This is a genomic window from Mongoliitalea daihaiensis (assembly GCF_021596945.1).
GTDB classification, from domain to species: domain Bacteria; phylum Bacteroidota; class Bacteroidia; order Cytophagales; family Cyclobacteriaceae; genus Mongoliitalea; species Mongoliitalea daihaiensis.
Genome location: NZ_CP063779.1, coordinates 2,408,622 through 2,427,619, shown reverse-complemented (window position 1 = coordinate 2,427,619; position 18,998 = coordinate 2,408,622). Strand labels below are relative to the sequence as shown.

The following is an 18,998-nucleotide window of genomic DNA, read 5'->3' as shown; positions in this document are numbered from 1 at the left end:
CTCCAATAAATTTAAAAAAAATTGAAAACTAATACAATGAATATCGTTCTATTTTTTTTTGATTCACCTATTTTTCTGAAAGTTAATTTTCAGATGTTCCCTTTTTTAAGTTGGCTTACAGCATAGTCGACAGCTCTTGCTGTCAATGCCATATACGTAATCGAAGGGTTTTGTGTACCAGTAGATGTCATACATGCTCCATCAGTAACAAACACATTTTTGCACGCATGCATTTGATTGTAGCCATTGAGCATGGAGGTTTTACGGTCTCTTCCCATACGTACCCCTCCCATTTCGTGAATATCCAGCCCGGGAGCTTGCTTGGTATCAATAGTTCGGATATTGGAACAGCCCGCTGCAGAAAGCATGTCCGAACCTTGGGAGAAAAAATCTTGTAAAATCTTCTCGTCATTGTCATCGTAATCTACCGAAACAACCAACTGAGGTATTCCCCAAGGATCTACCAATTCCTTACTTAACCGAACATGATTGGCAGCTTTTGGTATAGTCTCTCCTTGCATCATCATATACACATGCCAAGGACCTGGTTCTGAATTGAGTTCTTTAAACTGCTCCCCAAAAGGCGCATCTCTAACACCTCCCCAACCGCCTCTTCCTGCCGTATAAAAAGTCATATATCCTCGGAGGAAATCCATTTCTTGTCGGTGTACATTTCTAAAATTCGGCATCATAACTGAAGTTGGCCTTCTACCGAAATAATACTTATCCTCATATCCTTGCACATCCGCAAGAATATTTCCTCTGTAATTGTGGAAGGCTATATATTTCCCCAATAAGCCATGGTCATTCCCGAGTCCTTCTGGAAAACGATTGGAAGTACTGTTGAGTAAAATTAAATTCGTATTCAAACAGGCTGCATTTAAAAATATCACCTTAGCATAATACTCCTTTAAATCCTTAGACTCAGCGTCTACCACCCGTACTCCTGTTACTTTCTCCAACCGATCGTCATAAATCAGCGAATGTGCAACCGAATCAGGCCTAATAGTTAAATTTCCGGTTGCCATAGCCGCTGGTAAGGTTGCGGAATTGGAACTGAAGTATGCCCCATAAGGGCATCCCCGATAACATTGATTTCGTGCCATGCACTGCCCCCTACCCATGTTCAAGTGGTGTTCCTGAGGTTTGGTTAAGTGTGCACACCTTCCAATGAGAACGTTCCGATCGGAATAATTTTCTACAATTCTGTCGCGGATATCTTTTTCAACACAGTTCATAGTCCATGACGGGAGAAACTCCCCATCCGGAAGCGTATCCACTCCATCTCTATTTCCACTAATTCCAACAAACCGCTCAACATAACTGTACCAAGGAGCTATATCCTCATACCTAATTGGCCAATCTACCGCAAAACCATCACGGGCAGGGCCTTCAAAGTCATACTTACTCCAGCGTTGCGTCTGCCTGGCCCACGTCAGTGATTTTCCTCCAACCTGATACCCTCTGATCCAATCAAATGGCTTCTCTTGTTGATAAGGATGCTCTTGATCTTTGACAAAAAAGTGCTGCGTATCTTCTGCATAGGCATAACAGCGATTAACCACAGGATTGGCTTCTTTTTCTGCTAAAATAATTTTATTGCGATGCGGCATTTCCCATGGATTGGAAAGGCTTGTAGGATAGTCCGTCTTATGCTCAACCATCCTGCCTCTCTCCAAGACTAGGGTCTTGAAACCTTTTTCGCAAAACTCTTTAGCGGCCCATCCTCCGCTTATCCCTGACCCTACTACAATTGCATCATAGATCTCTGTCTTCATGCTATTCGTAACGTAAAGATTCAATAGGATCCAATCGACTTGCTTTGCGTGCTGGAAAATAGCCTGATGCCAACCCAACAAAAATACAAATTAAGAAAGCTACAATAATCCAAGTCCATGGAATCAGAAATCCACCAGGACCAATCGCATTGGCTACAATATTGCCAATACCAATCCCCAAAAATACTCCCAAAATTCCTCCGAGGATACAAATCACAATTGCCTCAATCAAAAACTGCTGACGAATTCTGAGCGGTGTAGCGCCCAAAGCTTTACGAATACCGATTTCTCTTGTACGCTCTGTTACTGATACCATCATAATATTCATCAAGCCTATGGCTGCACCCAACAAGGTGATAAAACCAATTCCAAACCCTCCAATCCTTAAGTATCCAGCGACTTCTTCTAAGCTTTCACCAACAGATCTACTTTTAGCAATTTCAAAGGAATCTTCTTCTCCAACTCTATCTTGTCGAACTTTTCGCATCAATCCTGTAGCTTGCCCCATTTCGTAATCCAATTGCAATGGATCTGATCCATTGACTGTTAGGGTGTAGCGTAAACTTCCTCTTGTATCTAATCTTGCTCCATTTTCAATGGGAATAAAAATTGCTCGATCAGCACCTGGTCCGCCACCTACATTTCCTTGCTTTTCCAAAATCCCCACAATCGTATATCGATTACCGAAAACCGTAATATACTGATTTATGGGATCCTCATTTTTGTCAAATAAGGTCTCTATAACATCTTGTCCAATCACACAAACGTTAGTACCATACTGCAATTCTGTAGCACTGAAATTTCTTCCAATCTCTATTTTCAATGCCTTTATTTTAAAATACAAATCATCTACGGCTGTCACACGAACATTTGGATTGGTCTTTTTAGATCCTCTTTTCACTTCAGCAGCACCAGAAACAGTAGTAAAGATGGTCGATGGAGCCGTGTTATTGAAATCTATTTGAAATGCTTTCAGCTCACGGTATTTTACCAGAGGAAAAGATTTCTCAACCTTCCCGTCTTGCACAGAAGAACCACCAGAGAAGCCTTTGGATCGAACATCAAAATTACTGGCCCCTAAGCCAGAAAAGCTATCTTCAATTTGTGCTTTGATTCCATCAATAGCAGTCAGCATTCCTACCAAGGCGGTGATACCAATCGCAATAATTGTCCCTGTAAGGATGGTTCGTAGCAAGTTTGATTTAACTGACCGTAAGGCTTCTTTAATATTTTCAATCAAATTCATAGAATGTTCGGATTTGAACAGAATTAAAAATTTCTTCTAAATAGAACTTAATATTAAGGAATATTAGCCAAAATCAGCGCAGATTTTTTTAAAAAAGAAAAAACCAACTCTTCAATGCATGCGATCTCCCCTGATTTCTAAATTACGAATCACTTCTGCCTCATATTCCAACCACTCCTTCCAACGGATATTGACTTTTTCAGTATCAAAAATATCTCTCGCTAACTCAATAAAATTAACGAAATGGCCTGCTTCGGAAATCATCAGTTCGTAGTAAAATTTTTTCAATTCCTCATCTTGGATATGCTGATACAAGAGCTTAAAACGTTCACAACTCCTTGCTTCAATCAAAGCATTCATCAATAGATATTCCGTCAATTGCTGCGCTCTGCTGCCTCCTTTTTTGACAAACTGCGATAACTTCACTACATACTCATCTTTTCGTGGCTTACCCAGTTCCATGCCCCGCTTTTTGAGGTGTTCTAGGACTCGCTCAAAATGCCCCCACTCCTCTGCTACAACAGGGGTAAGTAGATCTACCAATTCAGGAAAATCAGAAAAATTTACAATCAACGAAATACAGGAGGAGGCTGCTTTTTGCTCACAGTAGGCATGGTCCACCAAAATATCTTCCAAATTCATCTCTGCTATATTCACCCATCGGGGATCTGTAGGCAGTTTCAAATGCAACATTTTTTGCTTGGTATTCTCTTCCCAGCTCATCATCTAATCAAATAAAGGCCAACTAATCCCAATATCAAATACTCGACGCAACCCCGTGTAATAAGGAGTGACAAAATATCCAGGCTGTTGAAGTGTATTGATATTCAAATGATTGAACCGGAATAATATTCTGGTTCGGTTGATTCTTGCATTGATAAAAAAGTCTACAACCGGGTAGGCAAACACATTGAACTCATCCTGCAAGAAAAACTGCTGCATCGCAGGATTATAATCTTCTGCAAGAAAATCACTTCTAAATCGACCGTCTAATCCTATTTGGATATATAGATTGTCATCAAACATAGGGGACTCATAGTAAATTCTAGAATTTATAAACCAAGATGGGATTCTAAAGTTAGAGGCACCTTCTCCTTCTATCAAGGTATAATATACTTCACTTTCCCAAAATAATTTTTTTCTGAGATTCACACTGGATCGAATACCAGGTATAATCATAAATGCTTCAGCTGTTGATTGAGTCGCCTGCTGCTCTTGATTAAAAAATACATAATTATTGACTCTATTCAATGTCAAATTGGGCCTCAATGAAAAAGAATTCACATCTACTTTCAGCATCGCCTGAATCTGATCTAAACCAGTATTTGCAAATCGATTGCTCCAGCGGTGATGATTCCCTCGGGCAAGCATTTGAAAGGAGGTAGGGCGATATAATGCCTTGGTGTAGGACGCTTCCAACCAAGGCGACACAAACAGTCCTTTAATACGGAAAGCGTCCGGAAACAAATACTCTCCTTCTGCTTCAAATCTCCACTTTTCAGAAATATCTCCACGTAAAGCTCCTCCGATAGACAATTCATTAAATCCATTATTGGCGACGAAGAAAGGGCTCTTCATGCGGCCTGTCCGATACTTCAAAAATGCATTATAATAAATAGGGCCAATATCTCCCTTAAAGCCAAATTCATTTCTCCACTCGGAAAAATGATTGTTATTGAAAGTGCTATCGATGGTATTGAAGCGCTCTGGATTGAAACGATTGAAAAATGCTGAATCAGGAGAATTTAAATTCGTCCGAAATGTTACCTCCTGCTTTCTTCGATCAAACACATGATATACTTGCCAGCCTTTGATTACTTCATACTCCTGATACAAGTGAATGTCTTGCCTTAGGTCCGAGGCTTTTGAGTTTCTCAACCAAACCTTGGCATCTTCATAAGCAAACAGGAGGGAATTCTCATCAATACTTGGTGAGATAATCCCACCTTGTTCATTGACTTTGTGAAGCATCCGTGAAAAATTAGCCAGCAATAAATACTTCCCATTTTCTGATTTGTAGGAAGTATGTACAGAGTAGGCATTTTGTTCTGCCAAATTATCATCTCTCCGATTAGGATTCAATGTCTTTCTTGCTCTTATAGTACTGAAATTAAAACCCACATTCCAACGTGGGTTTACATTCCTCGCAAATACGACATCAAGTAAATTCCGATTACCACCTCCGTAAAATGCATTCATCGAGGTGTAAGGAGACTTGGTGTCGTAATACTTCATGCTATCTGTCGAATTGTAATACAAATCATAGGCATGGAAACCACTTGTCGTCCCGATCATTTCAGGCGCTTGATAAAATAAAGGTTTGGCAGCACTGCCCACATTTCCCAAATCCTGATACTTCCATCCACTTTTAGCATTTGGCTCGTAGTAGTGGAAATTATTCAACAAGGTATCTACTTCAAATTTCTGAACTCTATTCCGTTTGATATCTTTTTCCAAAAAATAAAGAGTCGTTTTAGGCCCATAGACCATCTGAGTCGAATCATCAATCAATTTTTTTCGACCTCCTTGTTCACCTTGTTCTTGGTTAGGATCTTTCAATTCCCGCTGCTGCCCTTGATTAGGAGGAAACCCCTGACCACCTGTCTGTCCGGGAAGCGGTCGTTGTGCATGCATGTCTAACGCAAACAGCATACAGCATAGCAAGAAAAATAAGTACTTAAATCGCTTCTCCATTCCTTAATTTGTCCTCAACCACTGTTTGCAAACATTCTTTTACAAATTGTTGGTCGGTTGCATCAAATGTCATCATCATTGGCAAGGCAAAAATCGGAATTTCTTCCAAAAATCCACTAAATGCGGCTACATTAAGTTTCGTTATATCTTTTTCGGTCGTTAAAACTACCCAGTCCTTATTTTTTTTAATCTTTTCTAGCATCAGCTGAAGATCTTTTGATGTGTATCGATGATGATCTCCGAAGGTGATTACTTCTTGTAATGAATATCGTTTCTCTACTTCTTTTTTTAGTACTGTATCATCTGCAATTCCTGACACCAATAACACCTGACCAGTCCATTCTCTAGCAGCCTTGGATACTGGGTAAGGACTGCCATACTTCAAGGTACTAAATACTATGGGGACTTGTTTACCTTCTGTATACCTTACTATATTTTTTTTGTACGCATTTTTCTGATCAGAATTAAGTGTTAAGGGACATTTAGTCACCACGATCAAATCAGCTCTTTTTGCTCCTGAGCGATTTTCACGTAAAGTACCTAAAGGTATCACATGATCTTCAAAAAACGGTTTTTGAAAAGTGGTCAACAAAATGTAAAAATCAGCCTTGACATATCGGTGTTGATATGCATCATCTAACAAAATCAAATCTGTATCCTGTCTTAAAGCCAGCAATTCTGGTATTGCCAAGACCCGCTGCTCCCCTACCGCCACACTCACTTTTTTACCAAATTTTGTGTAAATCTGAAATGGTTCATCTCCGATTTTTTTAGCATCCGTTGTTTGATCAGCCAACAAAAACCCTTGCGTTTTCCTACCATAGCCCCTACTTAAAACAGCTAACCTGTATCTTTCTTGAAAGAGAGTAATTAAAAACTCAATCATAGGAGTTTTCCCAGTCCCACCCCAACTCAAATTTCCAACAGCTATGGTCGGCACTTCAAATACAGTCATTCTCTTTTTCCCGGAATCAAACCTATGATTTCTAAACGCAGTGACAGCATCATACAGCCGGGACAAAAGGTAAAGAAATGGATTATGGGTAGGCATTACCGAAAATTAAGTACTTTTGAAGAAAACAAAGTAAAGGAAAATATATGGCATATACGATTCATGAAGTAGTTTCTTACTTGGAGCAAGTTGCCCCTGCGGCCTATCAAGAGTCTTATGACAATGCACAACTTATCACAGGAAATCCTCAGGCTGAAATAACAGGCATTCTATGCACCCTTGATGCAACCGAAGCTGTGGTGCAAGAGGCCAAAGACTTGGGGTGCAATTTGATTGTAGCCCATCATCCAATCGTATTCAAGGGACTTAAAAGTCTAACAGGGAGAGATTATGTAGAACGAACCATTATTCTCGCTATCAAGCACGATATTGCAATATACGCTATCCACACCAACTTAGACCATGTAGCGCATGGAGTGAATAAAAAAATCTGTGATAAACTTGGTTTAAATAACACAAAGATTTTGGCACCAAAAAAAGCCACACTCTCTAAATTAGTCACTTTTAGTCCTATCCATGCAACGGAAAATGTTTTACAAGCTTTATTTGATGCAGGTGCAGGAGAGATTGGAGAATATTCCTCCTGCAGTTTTTTAGTAGAGGGCAAGGGCACGTTTACTCCATCGAGTCAAGCAACCCCCTATATCGGTAGCCCAGGAAAAGCACATGAAGAAAATGAAACCCGTATAGAAGTGCTCTTTCCTAACCATTTGGAGAAGCAGATTATCCAAGCTTTAAAAAAAGCACACCCGTATGAAGAAGTTGCTTACTACCTACAACGATTAGAAAATGAAAATCAAGAAGTAGGTGCAGGAATGGTTGGGGAATTGAATGAAGTTTTGAATGAAGAAGAGTTTTTGCTTCATTTAAAAAAATCCATGAATCTACAAGTCGTGAAACATACGCGCTTGCTGGAAGGGCCCGTAAAAAAAATTGCAGTTTGCGGCGGAGCAGGAATATTTCTTCTTTCCCAAGCTAAAAAATCTGGGGCTCAATTTTTTATAACTTCTGATGTGAAATACCACGAATTCTTTGATGCTGAAAATCAGATCGTTATTTGTGACATTGGCCATTATGAAAGTGAAATATACACAAAAGAATTATTAGCCGACATATTGTCACAAAAATTTACTAATATTGCACTCTATTTGACAAAAGTAGTTACGAATCCCATAACTTACATATAGTACATGGAAAGTACAGTTGCACAGAAGCTTGAAGCCTTATTAAACCTTCAGAAAATAGATTCCAGACTTGACGCGATTTTTAAAGTTAGAGGTGCTCTACCGGAAGAAGTTCAAGACCTTGAGGATGAAATTATAGGATATCAGACTAGGTTGGATAAATTCCAGACCGACATCCAAACGCTCGAAGACGATATCAAGCGATTCAAAGATAATATCAAAGAATCGGAGAAGTTGATAAAGAAATACAACGAGCAGCAGATGAACGTCAGAAACAACCGTGAGTATGACGCCATCACAAAAGAATTAGAGCTTCAAGACCTTGAAATCCAAGTTTCCAAAAAGAAAATTGGAGAGTCTCAAGCTAAAATCGAGCAAAAAAATACTGATGTAGAGGCTTTGAAAGAAATTTTGAAGGATAGACAGAAGGATTTGGATGGTAAAAAGGGAGAACTTGATACAATCGTAGCTGAGAGTGAAGCGGAAGAAGCTAAGCTTATCAATGAGAAAGAGAAAGCAGCTAAAAAAATCGAAGAGCGATTAATTAAATCTTACACCAAAATCAGAGAGAATGCCAAAAATGGTTTGGCTGTAGTAATGGTTAAGAGAAATGCTTGTGGTGGATGTTTCAATGTAGTTCCTCCTCAAAGACAAGCAGACATTAGAGAGAAGAAAAAATTGATAGTTTGTGAACATTGCGGAAGAATCTTCGCTGGAGTTGAAGATGAAATCGAAGAAGAACCAACTACAAAAAAGAAAAGAAGCAGAGCTTAATTTTAAAACCCGGAAATTCCGGGTTTTCTTTTTATAAAACAGTTTTTTGGAATGCTCGTTAAACTTTCATAAGTTTCAAGTATGAAAAAGTTTATTTCTACATGCATCTGTCTATTACTGTTTACAGGGGCGTTTGCCAGCGACCCAGTGGAGAAGACTTTTTTAATTCTTTTTGATAAAGCTGAACTCAAAGCAAACAAGACCAGTACCGCATACATAGAACTTAGTTTGATGAATATTTTCAAAACCAAAGCTTATGCGGGTAATTCAGATGCTGCCATTCTAGTAAAAGTCCCATTTGGTAACATTGATAAGCGTCAATTGGGTGATTTTTTTATCCGCGTAAATGCTTCTCGGATCACACCTTTGGAAGAAATCGCCCTGCAAATCATTGATATGGATGAAAACAGGGCAATTTTCAATGCTATGTATTTGGGATTAGAGGAAAAGATTACCAAATCAAAAAGGGGCAACAAACCCTCCAAAGATATTGCTACTCCTTAAAATGGTCTCCTGAATTATACTTTTCAATCATAAATTTTCCATTTCCTTGCGTCTGAAGCAAGTAGAGACCTAAATTCTGATGCTGGAAAACATCCATATAGCGCAAATCCATCTCCAATAAAACCGCCATTAGGATACGTATTGCCCGACCATGCATGCAAATCAATATAGTCTCACAAGGTTGTTTTAAGATATAATCCATTCCCCGCTTCAACCGCACAGCCACTTGATTGGGACTCTCCCCTCCATCAATTGCATAATTCAAGTCTCCTGTAGACCATCGATGCAACATGTATTGGTAATATTGATGTTCGGAGGGTGTCATTGGAACTCCTTCATATTTACCCCAAGAGATTTCATTTAAATCTGGGATAGACTCAAATGGCAATCCGAGGTCCAGAAAACCTTGTATTGACTGCCTTGTTCGTTGTAATCCCGTATAAAAAACCTTATCAAATGGAACATCTTTATAATAGTCAAAAAATGCCTTAGCTTGTTGAAAGCCGGTATCATTAAGGGGAGCATCTATCCCACTTCCTTGCACTACTCCTTTTAGATTGTAATCCGTCTGTCCGTGTCGGACCAAGTAAATTTTTTTGCTCGACAAGATTCTTTATTTTTGTTTGAATTCCCAAAGAAAACGCATTTAGCTGACAATACATGATATTTCCTGCAAACATTGAATTAGATACCCTCAATAATTGGGGAAAAAATACGATGACCGACTTCCTAAATATTCAATTTACAGCTATTGGAAATGATTTTTTAGAAGCTACAATGCCAGTAACCGATCGAACCAAACAGCCCTTAGGACTGTTACATGGGGGTGCGAATGTGGTTTTGGCGGAAACTTTGGGGAGTGTGGCAGCGACCTTAACCGTAAACCCTAAAACTCATTACTGTGTAGGACTGGAAATAAACGCCAACCACATAAAATCCGTTAGAGAAGGACATGTGAAAGGTATCACAAAGCCCATTCATATCGGAAAAAAAACACAAATCTGGGAGATTAAAATATACACAGCATCGGGCGATTTGAGTTGTATCAGCAGAATCACCATGGCTGTAATGGAGAAAAAATAACATGCAGACTTCAATCACACATCAGTCTTTGGACTTAGATGAACTTTTGGGGATACTTATTGCGAAGCATTTACAAAATGATAATCAATTGGCGATCTGGAGATTTCCGAAGTCCAATGTTTTGCATGTGTTGATTGATGATTCCAAAATTATCAAACGCGTACCACTGGATTTGGAAGAACTTCCAGCAGGATTTATTGTGCACCCCTTCGAAGATCAAGAAGATCAAAAAGCCTATTTTCTTGAGGCACACACCTATTTTACAATTCAGTTAGATATCCCTCTATCCGATCAGGAAATTCCTTTTCTTCTAGAAAATACTGATCCCCTCCCCTTACGCGTACATGAAATCATCCGAAAGTCTTTTACCCCTTTGGATCGTAACGGACCTTGTCAACAAGAAATTGCGTACACCAAAGAAGACTTTATTGAGTTGGTTTTGCAAGGAATTGAGGCTATACAAACAGGAAAGCTCCATAAAATTGTGCCTGCTAAACTCAAACGTCTACCGCTTTCAAAGGACTTCAATTTGATTCATTCTATGCATCGATTACTGGAAAGTTATCCGAATGCATTTATTAATTTCTTCCATATCCCTGGAATAGGTACCTGGATAGGGGCTTCTCCAGAAACATTGATTCAGACAAAAGGAAAAGAATTTTTCACGATGTCTTTAGCAGGAACTCAAAAAGCATATGGTGATAATCCAATAAAAAATGCTGCTTGGACACAGAAAGAGATTGAAGAACAGGCTTTGGTAAGTAGATACATTGTTGACTGCTTTAAAAAAATACGTTTACGAGAGTATACAGAACAAGGCCCAAAGACTGTTGTGGCAGGAAATCTACTCCATTTACGTTCCGATTTCAAAGTGGATATGGAGGCTACTAATTTTCCACAACTAGGATCAGTGATGCTCAAACTCTTACATCCAACTTCTGCGGTATGTGGCATGCCTCGAAAAGAAGCATTTGAGTTTTTAAGCACTCACGAACGATTCAACCGCTCTTTGTTTGCAGGATTTATAGGCCCGGTGAATATGGACGGTGAAACGCGGATTTTTGTAAATTTGCGAACTGCCCGTTTATTAGAAAAAGAAGCCTTACTCTATGCAGGAGCAGGTGTCACAGAAGATTCCAACCCAGAAAAAGAATGGGAAGAAACAGAAATGAAGTGTGATATTATCGGTAACTTCCTAAAATCCCCGAAAGATTGATCTTACAACCCATACTTGACCTTGTAAGCATTTGTGTTGCGCAAGGAATAAAAGACGCAGTTTTGTCACCAGGTTCACGATGCGCCCCTTTAACCTTGGCTTTTTCTCGTCACCCGGCTATTATGGTAAAAACCATCTCAGACGAACGAGCAGCAGCATTTATTGCCATGGGGATTGCCCAGCAAAAAGAAGTCCCTACTGTGTTGGTCTGTACCTCAGGTTCGGCTGCCTACAATTATGCTCCTGCTATTTCGGAGGCTTTTTTCCAACAGATTCCACTTTTAGTTTTGACTGCTGACAGACCGCCGGAATGGATCGATCAATGGGATGGGCAGACAATCCGTCAACAGGGAATTTTCGGCAAGCATATCAAAGCCTCTTTCCAATTCCCAGATGCATTTGAACACGAAGATAAAATATGGCATGCTCAAAGAATGGTACGCGAGGCTATACAGACCGCAGGAGAACACCCTATGGGTCCTGTACACATCAATATCCCTTTACGTGAACCATTTTACCCTAGCCCAACGGAACGATTTGAATTCAAAGCAGCTGCTAATTTTGAACTTTTAGAAGCTAAAAGACAACTTAACGAAAACCAGCAAGAGCGGCTCTTAACGGAATTAGAAAGATTCAATAGAATTGTACTTGTTTGTGGGCAGCAACGCCCAAATCCTTTTGTAAGGCAAGCCCTTGATTCGATCGTTCAACATAAAACAGCTGTACTCATCACCGATACCATTTCAAATTGTCAGGTAGATGGAAGTATTTGCTTCCACGACCACTTTACAGGAATGGAGGAATTAAAAGAAAGCCTAAAACCTGACCTTATCATTAGTTTTGGTAAAAGCATTATTTCAAAAAATCTAAAGCTTTTTCTCCGCCAATCAGATGCACAACATTGGCATGTTAGTCCTGATGATTATGTACCAGACACATTCAAAAAACTATCAAAAATCATTCGAACAGAAATCATCAATTTTTTACAAGTTCTTGCCCGTGGAAAGGAAACGCAAGCTTCCTATTACACAACCTGGCATACTGTGGAACAGTCTCTAGCCAAAAATCTACCTGACTTTGTTGATGAAGCTACTTTTGGTGAATACAAAGCGTTCAATAGAATTCTAAAAGAAATTCCCACCGACTCTATCATCCATGTTGCAAACAGCATGGCAGTGCGGTATCTCAATTTCTTAGGACCCCGCAGGCAAGAAATTGTGGCCAATAGAGGGACCTCAGGCATAGATGGTAGCAACAGTACTTCAGTAGGTTGCTGTTTCACTACAGATGCTTTCGTAACCTTATTAACGGGTGATATGGCCTTCTTTTATGACCGCAATGCATTTTGGCATAATTATCCAATATCAAATCTTCGCATAATTGTCTTCAACAATCATGCTGGGGGAATATTTCGATTAATAGAAGGGCCTGCCAATCAACCTGAGTTGGAAGAATTTTTTGAAACCAAGCAGGCTTTGGATGCGAAGAATTTATGTCAGGACTTTAATATAGAGTACTTAGCAGTTTTAGATGAATACAGTTTGAATGACAGTCTTCAAGATTTTTACAGCATAAGCAAGAGACCAAAGTTGATAGAAGTTTTCTCTGAATCCAAACAAAACGCACAAGTGCTGAAAGAAATTAAGAAAAAGGTGAAAAGACTCATTCAAATTGGTTGATTGAGTAATCGATAAGAAGAGTTCATTTAGTTGATGGAGTGACTAGTTGGATTGATGTTTAGATACCGATTACCTTTTGGACCTTCGTTTTTTCATTACACGATCCGCTGTTTGGGAAAACCATAAAGTAGGTTTATACCTTGATCGTCAAAGTGTTGGTTCTCGCTACGGACGCAACGATAGAACGCAAAGAACGCCACGCTACCATGTAAAGTAATACAAAAAAAACTATCTCCTCTACTTGCTGCCCCCGAATATATCGCGTCAGCATATATCCATTTATATCGCGTCAGCATATATCAGTTGCTATCCCTAAAAATCTATCCTAACAGCCTACAAACACAAAACCCCCAGATTTTCATCTGAGGGTTCAATAATGTGGCGGCGATCCCGATCCTCGGGACAGGCTCTCCTCTCCCGGGTGTAACCATTTGTTAAGTTTATTGGTAAATTGAGTAAATGGTTGATTGAGTGATTTAGGAGAAAGGCTAAAGGTGAAAGGATAAAGGGAGAGTGAACAGTGAACCACCAGTTCATCATTTAAAATTTTCTAACATCAGTAAACCGTAACTTTGGGTGTCTCGCAAATGCGCCAAGCCGCAAAGTTTCACGCAACGGACGCAACGATAGAACGCAAAGAACGCCACGCTACCATGTGAAGTAATACAAAAAAAACAATCTCCTCTACTTCCTGCCCCTTTATATCGCCGCAGGCATATATCCATTTATATCGCGCAAGCATATATCAGTTGCTATCCCTAACAATCTATCCTAACAGCCTACAAACACAAAACCCCCAGGATTTCTCCTGAGGGTTCAATAGTGTGGCGGCGACCTACTCTCCCGGGTGTAACCCCAGTACCATCGGCGCTGCAGGGCTTAACTTCTCTGTTCGGGATGGGAAGAGGTGGGACCCCTGCGCTAGGCCGCCTAATCTTTAGATGTGAGACATAAGACACTAGACATGAGACTAATCCCATCCTGTATTTCTGTCTTCAATCTGTAATATCTTTGTTCTCTAGAGTAACCCGGTCTTGATTCTTGGTTCTTGACTCTTGGCTCTCCTGATCATGTTTCGCAGAGAATGCAACAGCATTCGAGAAAGTAAGTTTTCGGGCAATTAGTACTGCTCGGCTATGTCATCTCTGACTTTACACCTGCAGCCTATCAACGTCATCGTCTCTGACGGCCCTGTTTGGAAGTCTCATCTTGGAGGGGGTTTCGCACTTAGATGCTTTCAGCGCTTATCCCTTCCCGACGTAGCTACCCGGCAGTGCAGTTGGCACCACAACCGGTACACCAGCGGTCAGTCCAACCCGGTCCTCTCGTACTAAGGTCAGAGCTCCTCAAACTTCCCACGCCCGCAACAGATAGGGACCGAACTGTCTCACGACGTTCTGAACCCAGCTCGCGTGCCACTTTAATGGGCGAACAGCCCAACCCTTGGGACCTTCTCCAGCCCCAGGATGTGACGAGCCGACATCGAGGTGCCAAACCTCCCCGTCGATATGAGCTCTTGGGGGAGATCAGCCTGTTATCCCCAGAGTACCTTTTATCCTTTGAGCGACGGCCTTTCCATACAGTACCGCCGGATCACTATACCCGTGTTTCCACCCTGCTCGGCTTGTAGGCCTCACAGTCAAGCTCCCTTATGCTATTGCACTCCACGCACGGTTACCAAGCGTGCTGAGGGAACCTTGGAAGCCTCCGTTATCCTTTGGAGGCGACCACCCCAGTCAAACTACCCACCAAGCAATGTCTCCCGAAAACTCGGGATTAGATACCAGGCAAACAAAGGGCGGTATTTCAACAGCGACTCCTCAACGCCTGGCGACGCCAATTCACAGTCTCCCGCCTATCCTACACATCGTTTACCCGATACCAATGCTAAGCTGCAGTAAAGGTTCATGGGGTCTTTCCGTCCCGTTGCGGGTACACGGCATCTTCACCGTGACTACAATTTCACCGAGCTCATGGCTGAGACAGCGCCCAGATCGTTACACCATTCGTGCAGGTCGGAACTTACCCGACAAGGAATTTCGCTACCTTAGGACCGTTATAGTTACGGCCGCCGTTTACCGGGGCTTCAATTCAATGCTTCTCTTGCGATAACATCCCCTCTTAACCTTCCGGCACCGGGCAGGTGTCAGGCCTTATACATACTCTTTCGAGTTCGCAAAGCCATGTGTTTTTGCTAAACAGTCGCCTGGGCCTTTTCACTGCGGCCTCCCAATCGCTTGGGTAGGCGCCCCTTCTCCCGAAGTTACAGGGCCATTTTGCCGAGTTCCTTAGCCATGACTCACTCGAGCACCTCAGGATTCTCTCCTTGACCACCTGTGTCGGTTTGCGGTACGGGTGCATATACGCTTAACGCTAGAAGTTTTCTTGGAAGCACTTAGGATCACTATCCAGTCGTCCGTAGACTCCCGGTACTATCACGTTCGGCTAATCTTGCGCATTTACACAAAACCAATACCTACTCGCTTTAACGCGGTATTCCGTCACCGCGCGGATCTTTCATCACTCCGTCACTCCATCACCTGTATATACAGTATGGGAATATCAACCCATTTGCCATCGGAATCCCCACTCGGGTTATCCTTAGGACCCGACTAACCCTGATCCGATTAACGTTGATCAGGAAACCTTGGTCTATCGGTGTGCGGGTTTCTCGCCCGCATTATCGTTACTTATGCCTACATTTGCTTTTCCAAAAGCTCCAGCACACATTACCATGTACCTTCGCCGCCGTTGGAATGCTCCCCTACCATCATCCGCTCGTGGCGGATAATCCTACGCTTCGGTACCACACTTGATGCCCGTTTATTATCGACGCCCTGCCGCTCGACCAGTGAGCTGTTACGCACTCTTTAAAGGAATAGCTGCTTCCAAGCTAACCTCCTGGCTGTCTAAGCAGCTGGACCACCTTTGTTCAACTTAGTGTGGATTTTGGGACCTTAGCGGTAGGTCTGGGTTCTTTCCCTCGGACTCGGACCTTAGCACCCAAGCCCTCACTGCCGTTACTGTATCAATGCATTCGGAGTTCGTCAGGATTTGGTAGGATGTGACTCCCCCTAGTCCTATCGGTAGCTCTACCTCATCAATACATTCCACGACGCTGTTCCTAAAAACATTTCGGGGAGTACGAGCTATTTCTCAGTTTGATTGGCCTTTCACCCCTACCCACAGCTCATCCGGAAGCTTTTCAACGCTTATCGGTTCGGTCCTCCAGTGTGTGTTACCACACCTTCAACCTGGCCATGGGTAGATCACAAAGTTTCGCGTCTACCCCACTGACTATACGCCCTATTCAGACTCGCTTTCGCTCCGGCTGCGGATATCTATATCCTTAACCTCGCCAGTGAGGAGTAACTCGTAGGCTCATTATGCAAAAGGCACGCCGTCATCCCACTAAAGGACTCCGACCGCTTGTAAGCGCACGGTTTCAGGTTCTATTTCACCCCGTTATTCACGGTACTTTTCACCTTTCCCTCACGGTACTTGTTCACTATCGGTCTCTTGGGAGTATTTAGCCTTTCCGGATGGTGCCGGATAATTCAACCGGGATTTCTCCTGTCCCGGCCTACTCAGGATACCCACCAAAATAATCATGATTCCCGTACAGGGCTCTCACCTCCTATGGCCACACTTCCCAGTGCGTTCCGGTCTCATTCATATCCCTCATGTAGGTCCTATTACCCCGAAGTTGCCGTAACAACTCCGGTTTGGGCTAATCCGCTTTCGCTCGCCACTACTCACGGAATCACTGTTGTTTTCTCCTCCTCTGCCTACTTAGATGTTTCAGTTCGGCAGGTTCGCTTATCTTTCGATATATCCCAATAAATTGAGATGGGTTGCCCCATTCGGACATCTGCGGATCAAACCCCCTTGCAGGTCCCCTGCAGCTTTCATCGCAGCTTGGCACGTCCTTCTTCGCCTCCAAGAGCCTAGGCATCCCCCGTGCGCCCTTATTCACTTACTTATATCTATAGAGCCCTTTTGCAAACTCTATAAACTCTCTTATTACTATTGCATTCTCTACTCAACATGTCAAAGAACTTATGAACCCCATCGGATTCAAAAGTGAAGTATGAACGAACTCAATCTCTTTTAAACAAAACCTGAAACCCTTCCAGAAAGGAGGTGTTCCAGCCGCACCTTCCGGTACGGCTACCTTGTTACGACTTAGCCCCAGTTACCGGTTCTACCCTTAACGGCTCCTTGCGGTTACCGCCTTCAGGTCTACCCGACTTCCATGGCTTGACGGGCGGTGTGTACAAGGTCCGGGAACGTATTCACCGCGCCATGGCTGATGCGCGATTACTAGCGATTCCAGCTTCATGGGGTCGGGTTGCAGACCCCAATCCGAACTGAGACGCACTTTTAGAGGTTGGCATCCTGTTGCCAGGTAGCTACCCGCTGTATGCGCCATTGTAGCACGTGTGTCGCCCTGGGCGTAAGGGCCATGATGACTTGACGTCGTCCCCTCCTTCCTCTCTGCTTGCGCAGGCAGTCTTGTTAGAGTCCCCATCTTAACATGCTGGCAACTAACAATAGGGGTTGCGCTCGTTGCGGGACTTAACCCAACACCTCACGGCACGAGCTGACGACAGCCATGCAGCACCTTGTTTCAGGTCTTTGCAGACTGATATATCTCTACATCATTCCTTCACATTCTAGCCCAGGTAAGGTTCCTCGCGTATCATCGAATTAAACCACATGCTCCACCGCTTGTGCGGACCCCCGTCAATTCCTTTGAGTTTCACCGTTGCCGGCGTACTCCCCAGGTGGATTACTTAACGCTTTCGCTAAGCCGCTACTCCATTACAGAATAACAGCGAGTAATCATCGTTTACGGCGTGGACTACCAGGGTATCTAATCCTGTTCGCTACCCACGCTTTCGTGCATCAGCGTCAGTCGCTCCAAAGTACAATGCCTTCGCTATCGGTGTTCCTGATGGTATCTATGCATTTCACCGCTACACCATCAATTCCATGTACTCTCAGAGAACTCAAGCTGCCCAGTATCAATGGCTTACATCGGGTTGAGCCCGTGCCTTTTACCACTGACTTAAGCAGCCGCCTACGCACCCTTTAAACCCAATAAATCCGGACAACGCTCGCACCCTCCGTATTACCGCGGCTGCTGGCACGGAGTTAGCCGGTGCTTATTCATCAGGTACCGGCAATTTGCCACGCATGGCCTTTTTCTTCCCTGATAAAAGCAGTTTACAACCCAGAGGGCCGTCTTCCTGCACGCGGCATGGCTGGGTCAGTCTTCCGACCATTGCCCAATATTCCCTACTGCTGCCTCCCGTAGGAGTCTGGCCCGTATCTCAGTGCCAGTGTGGGGGACCTTCCTCTCAGAACCCCTAAGGATCGTAGCCTTGGTAAGCCGTTACCTTACCAACTAGCTAATCCTACGCATGCCCATCTTAAACCGATAAATCTTTAATCATCAAGTGATGCCACTCAATAATACTATGGGGTATTAATCCGGATTTCTCCGGGCTATCCCCCAGTCTAAGGTAGGTTGCATACGCGTAACGCACCCGTGCGCCGCTCTAGGTCAAGTATTGCTACTCAACTTGCCGCTCGACTTGCATGTATTAGGCCTGCCGCTAGCGTTCATCCTGAGCCAGGATCAAACTCTCCATTGTAAAGTTAGTTCCGACTTATATTCCTATAGTCATTTTTATTCCTATAAGATCCCAGGTTTTTTGCTGTTTAAATTTCTTTCATTCGTCCAATACTTCAAAGAACTTCTCTATCACTTTCGATAGTTCGTAAGTAGCCTTCACCACTCATCTTGCACTCTTAAATCTTTT

General features: G+C 42.6%; 12 protein-coding genes and 3 rRNA genes. 6 read left to right on the top strand and 9 right to left on the bottom strand.

Annotated features, from left to right (window positions below):
* Positions 1–89: 89 nt before the first annotated feature.
* The 5 genes from IPZ59_RS10295 to lpxK all read right to left on the bottom strand — a co-directional run bounded on the left by IPZ59_RS10295 (position 90) and on the right by lpxK (position 6,769).
* Positions 90–1,778 carry a GMC oxidoreductase gene (locus IPZ59_RS10295; protein WP_236135960.1) on the bottom strand — a complete coding sequence of 563 codons (1,689 nt, stop codon included), beginning with the start codon at positions 1,776–1,778 and terminating at the stop codon, positions 90–92.
* A 1-nt stretch (position 1,779) separates the two neighbouring features.
* Positions 1,780–3,024 (bottom strand): ABC transporter permease, encoded by a 1,245-nt coding sequence (locus tag IPZ59_RS10290; protein ID WP_236135959.1) that lies wholly within the window; start codon positions 3,022–3,024, stop codon positions 1,780–1,782.
* Between the two features lie 111 nt (positions 3,025–3,135).
* Positions 3,136–3,717, bottom strand: a complete 582-nt coding sequence (gene miaE, locus IPZ59_RS10285) for a tRNA-(ms[2]io[6]A)-hydroxylase (RefSeq protein ID WP_236135958.1) — start codon at positions 3,715–3,717, stop codon at positions 3,136–3,138.
* Between the two features lie 33 nt (positions 3,718–3,750).
* Positions 3,751–5,718, bottom strand: a complete 1,968-nt coding sequence (locus tag IPZ59_RS10280) for a putative porin (protein WP_236135957.1) — start codon at positions 5,716–5,718, stop codon at positions 3,751–3,753.
* Complete coding sequence (gene lpxK / locus IPZ59_RS10275; RefSeq protein ID WP_236135956.1) at positions 5,702–6,769, bottom strand: tetraacyldisaccharide 4'-kinase; 1,068 nt, start codon at positions 6,767–6,769, stop codon at positions 5,702–5,704. Before lpxK ends, IPZ59_RS10280 begins: the two co-directional genes overlap by 17 nt.
* Positions 6,770–6,816: 47 nt before the next feature.
* Here lpxK and IPZ59_RS10270 point away from each other — a divergent pair, with 47 nt between their 5' ends.
* The 3 genes from IPZ59_RS10270 to IPZ59_RS10260 all read left to right on the top strand — a co-directional run bounded on the left by IPZ59_RS10270 (position 6,817) and on the right by IPZ59_RS10260 (position 9,192).
* Positions 6,817–7,917 carry a Nif3-like dinuclear metal center hexameric protein gene (locus IPZ59_RS10270; RefSeq protein ID WP_236135955.1) on the top strand — a complete coding sequence of 367 codons (1,101 nt, stop codon included), beginning with the start codon at positions 6,817–6,819 and terminating at the stop codon, positions 7,915–7,917.
* A 3-nt stretch (positions 7,918–7,920) separates the two neighbouring features.
* Complete coding sequence (locus IPZ59_RS10265) at positions 7,921–8,688, top strand: zinc ribbon domain-containing protein (protein ID WP_236135954.1); 768 nt, start codon at positions 7,921–7,923, stop codon at positions 8,686–8,688.
* 81 nt (positions 8,689–8,769) lie between these two features.
* The gene (locus IPZ59_RS10260; RefSeq protein WP_236135953.1) at positions 8,770–9,192 is read left to right on the top strand and encodes a hypothetical protein; all 423 of its coding nucleotides are present in this window, start codon (positions 8,770–8,772) and stop codon (positions 9,190–9,192) included.
* Here the strand turns inward: IPZ59_RS10260 and IPZ59_RS10255 are convergent.
* Positions 9,182–9,799, bottom strand: a complete 618-nt coding sequence (locus tag IPZ59_RS10255; RefSeq protein ID WP_236135952.1) for a histidine phosphatase family protein — start codon at positions 9,797–9,799, stop codon at positions 9,182–9,184. The two genes, IPZ59_RS10260 and IPZ59_RS10255, sit on opposite strands and share 11 nt — an antisense overlap.
* 53 nt (positions 9,800–9,852) lie before the next feature.
* On the opposite strand from IPZ59_RS10255, the gene IPZ59_RS10250 reads away from it, so the two are divergent.
* The 3 genes from IPZ59_RS10250 to menD are packed head-to-tail and all read left to right on the top strand — an operon-like array spanning position 9,853 to position 13,170.
* Positions 9,853–10,275 carry a hotdog fold thioesterase gene (locus IPZ59_RS10250; protein ID WP_236135951.1) on the top strand — a complete coding sequence of 141 codons (423 nt, stop codon included), beginning with the start codon at positions 9,853–9,855 and terminating at the stop codon, positions 10,273–10,275.
* 1 nt (position 10,276) lies between these two features.
* A complete protein-coding gene (locus tag IPZ59_RS10245; protein ID WP_236135950.1) occupies positions 10,277–11,491 on the top strand; it encodes a chorismate-binding protein in 1,215 nt (404 codons plus the stop codon).
* Positions 11,488–13,170 (top strand): 2-succinyl-5-enolpyruvyl-6-hydroxy-3-cyclohexene-1-carboxylic-acid synthase, encoded by a 1,683-nt coding sequence (gene menD / locus IPZ59_RS10240; protein WP_236135949.1) that lies wholly within the window; start codon positions 11,488–11,490, stop codon positions 13,168–13,170. The genes IPZ59_RS10245 and menD overlap by 4 nt, the downstream gene beginning before the upstream one ends.
* A gap of 822 nt (positions 13,171–13,992) precedes the next feature.
* Here the strand turns inward: menD and rrf are convergent.
* From rrf to IPZ59_RS10225, 3 genes are all read right to left on the bottom strand, one after another.
* A 5S ribosomal RNA gene (gene rrf, locus IPZ59_RS10235) occupies positions 13,993–14,104 on the bottom strand.
* Between the two features lie 166 nt (positions 14,105–14,270).
* Positions 14,271–17,152, bottom strand: a 23S ribosomal RNA gene (locus tag IPZ59_RS10230).
* 154 nt (positions 17,153–17,306) lie between these two features.
* Positions 17,307–18,830: ribosomal RNA gene (locus IPZ59_RS10225) — 16S ribosomal RNA — on the bottom strand.
* Together the 16S, 23S and 5S rRNA genes form the textbook arrangement of a ribosomal RNA operon.
* Positions 18,831–18,998 lie beyond the last annotated feature (168 nt).

Coding starts and splice junctions, on each gene's coding strand:
- IPZ59_RS10295 (WP_236135960.1), bottom strand. CDS start 1,778: ATGAAGACAGAGATCTATGATGCAATTGTAGTAGGGTCAGGGATAAGC.
- IPZ59_RS10290 (WP_236135959.1), bottom strand. CDS start 3,024: ATGAATTTGATTGAAAATATTAAAGAAGCCTTACGGTCAGTTAAATCA.
- miaE (WP_236135958.1), bottom strand. CDS start 3,717: ATGTTGCATTTGAAACTGCCTACAGATCCCCGATGGGTGAATATAGCA.
- IPZ59_RS10280 (WP_236135957.1), bottom strand. CDS start 5,718: ATGGAGAAGCGATTTAAGTACTTATTTTTCTTGCTATGCTGTATGCTG.
- lpxK (WP_236135956.1), bottom strand. CDS start 6,769: ATGCCTACCCATAATCCATTTCTTTACCTTTTGTCCCGGCTGTATGAT.
- IPZ59_RS10270 (WP_236135955.1), top strand. CDS start 6,817: ATGGCATATACGATTCATGAAGTAGTTTCTTACTTGGAGCAAGTTGCC.
- IPZ59_RS10265 (WP_236135954.1), top strand. CDS start 7,921: ATGGAAAGTACAGTTGCACAGAAGCTTGAAGCCTTATTAAACCTTCAG.
- IPZ59_RS10260 (WP_236135953.1), top strand. CDS start 8,770: ATGAAAAAGTTTATTTCTACATGCATCTGTCTATTACTGTTTACAGGG.
- IPZ59_RS10250 (WP_236135951.1), top strand. CDS start 9,853: ATGATATTTCCTGCAAACATTGAATTAGATACCCTCAATAATTGGGGA.
- IPZ59_RS10245 (WP_236135950.1), top strand. CDS start 10,277: ATGCAGACTTCAATCACACATCAGTCTTTGGACTTAGATGAACTTTTG.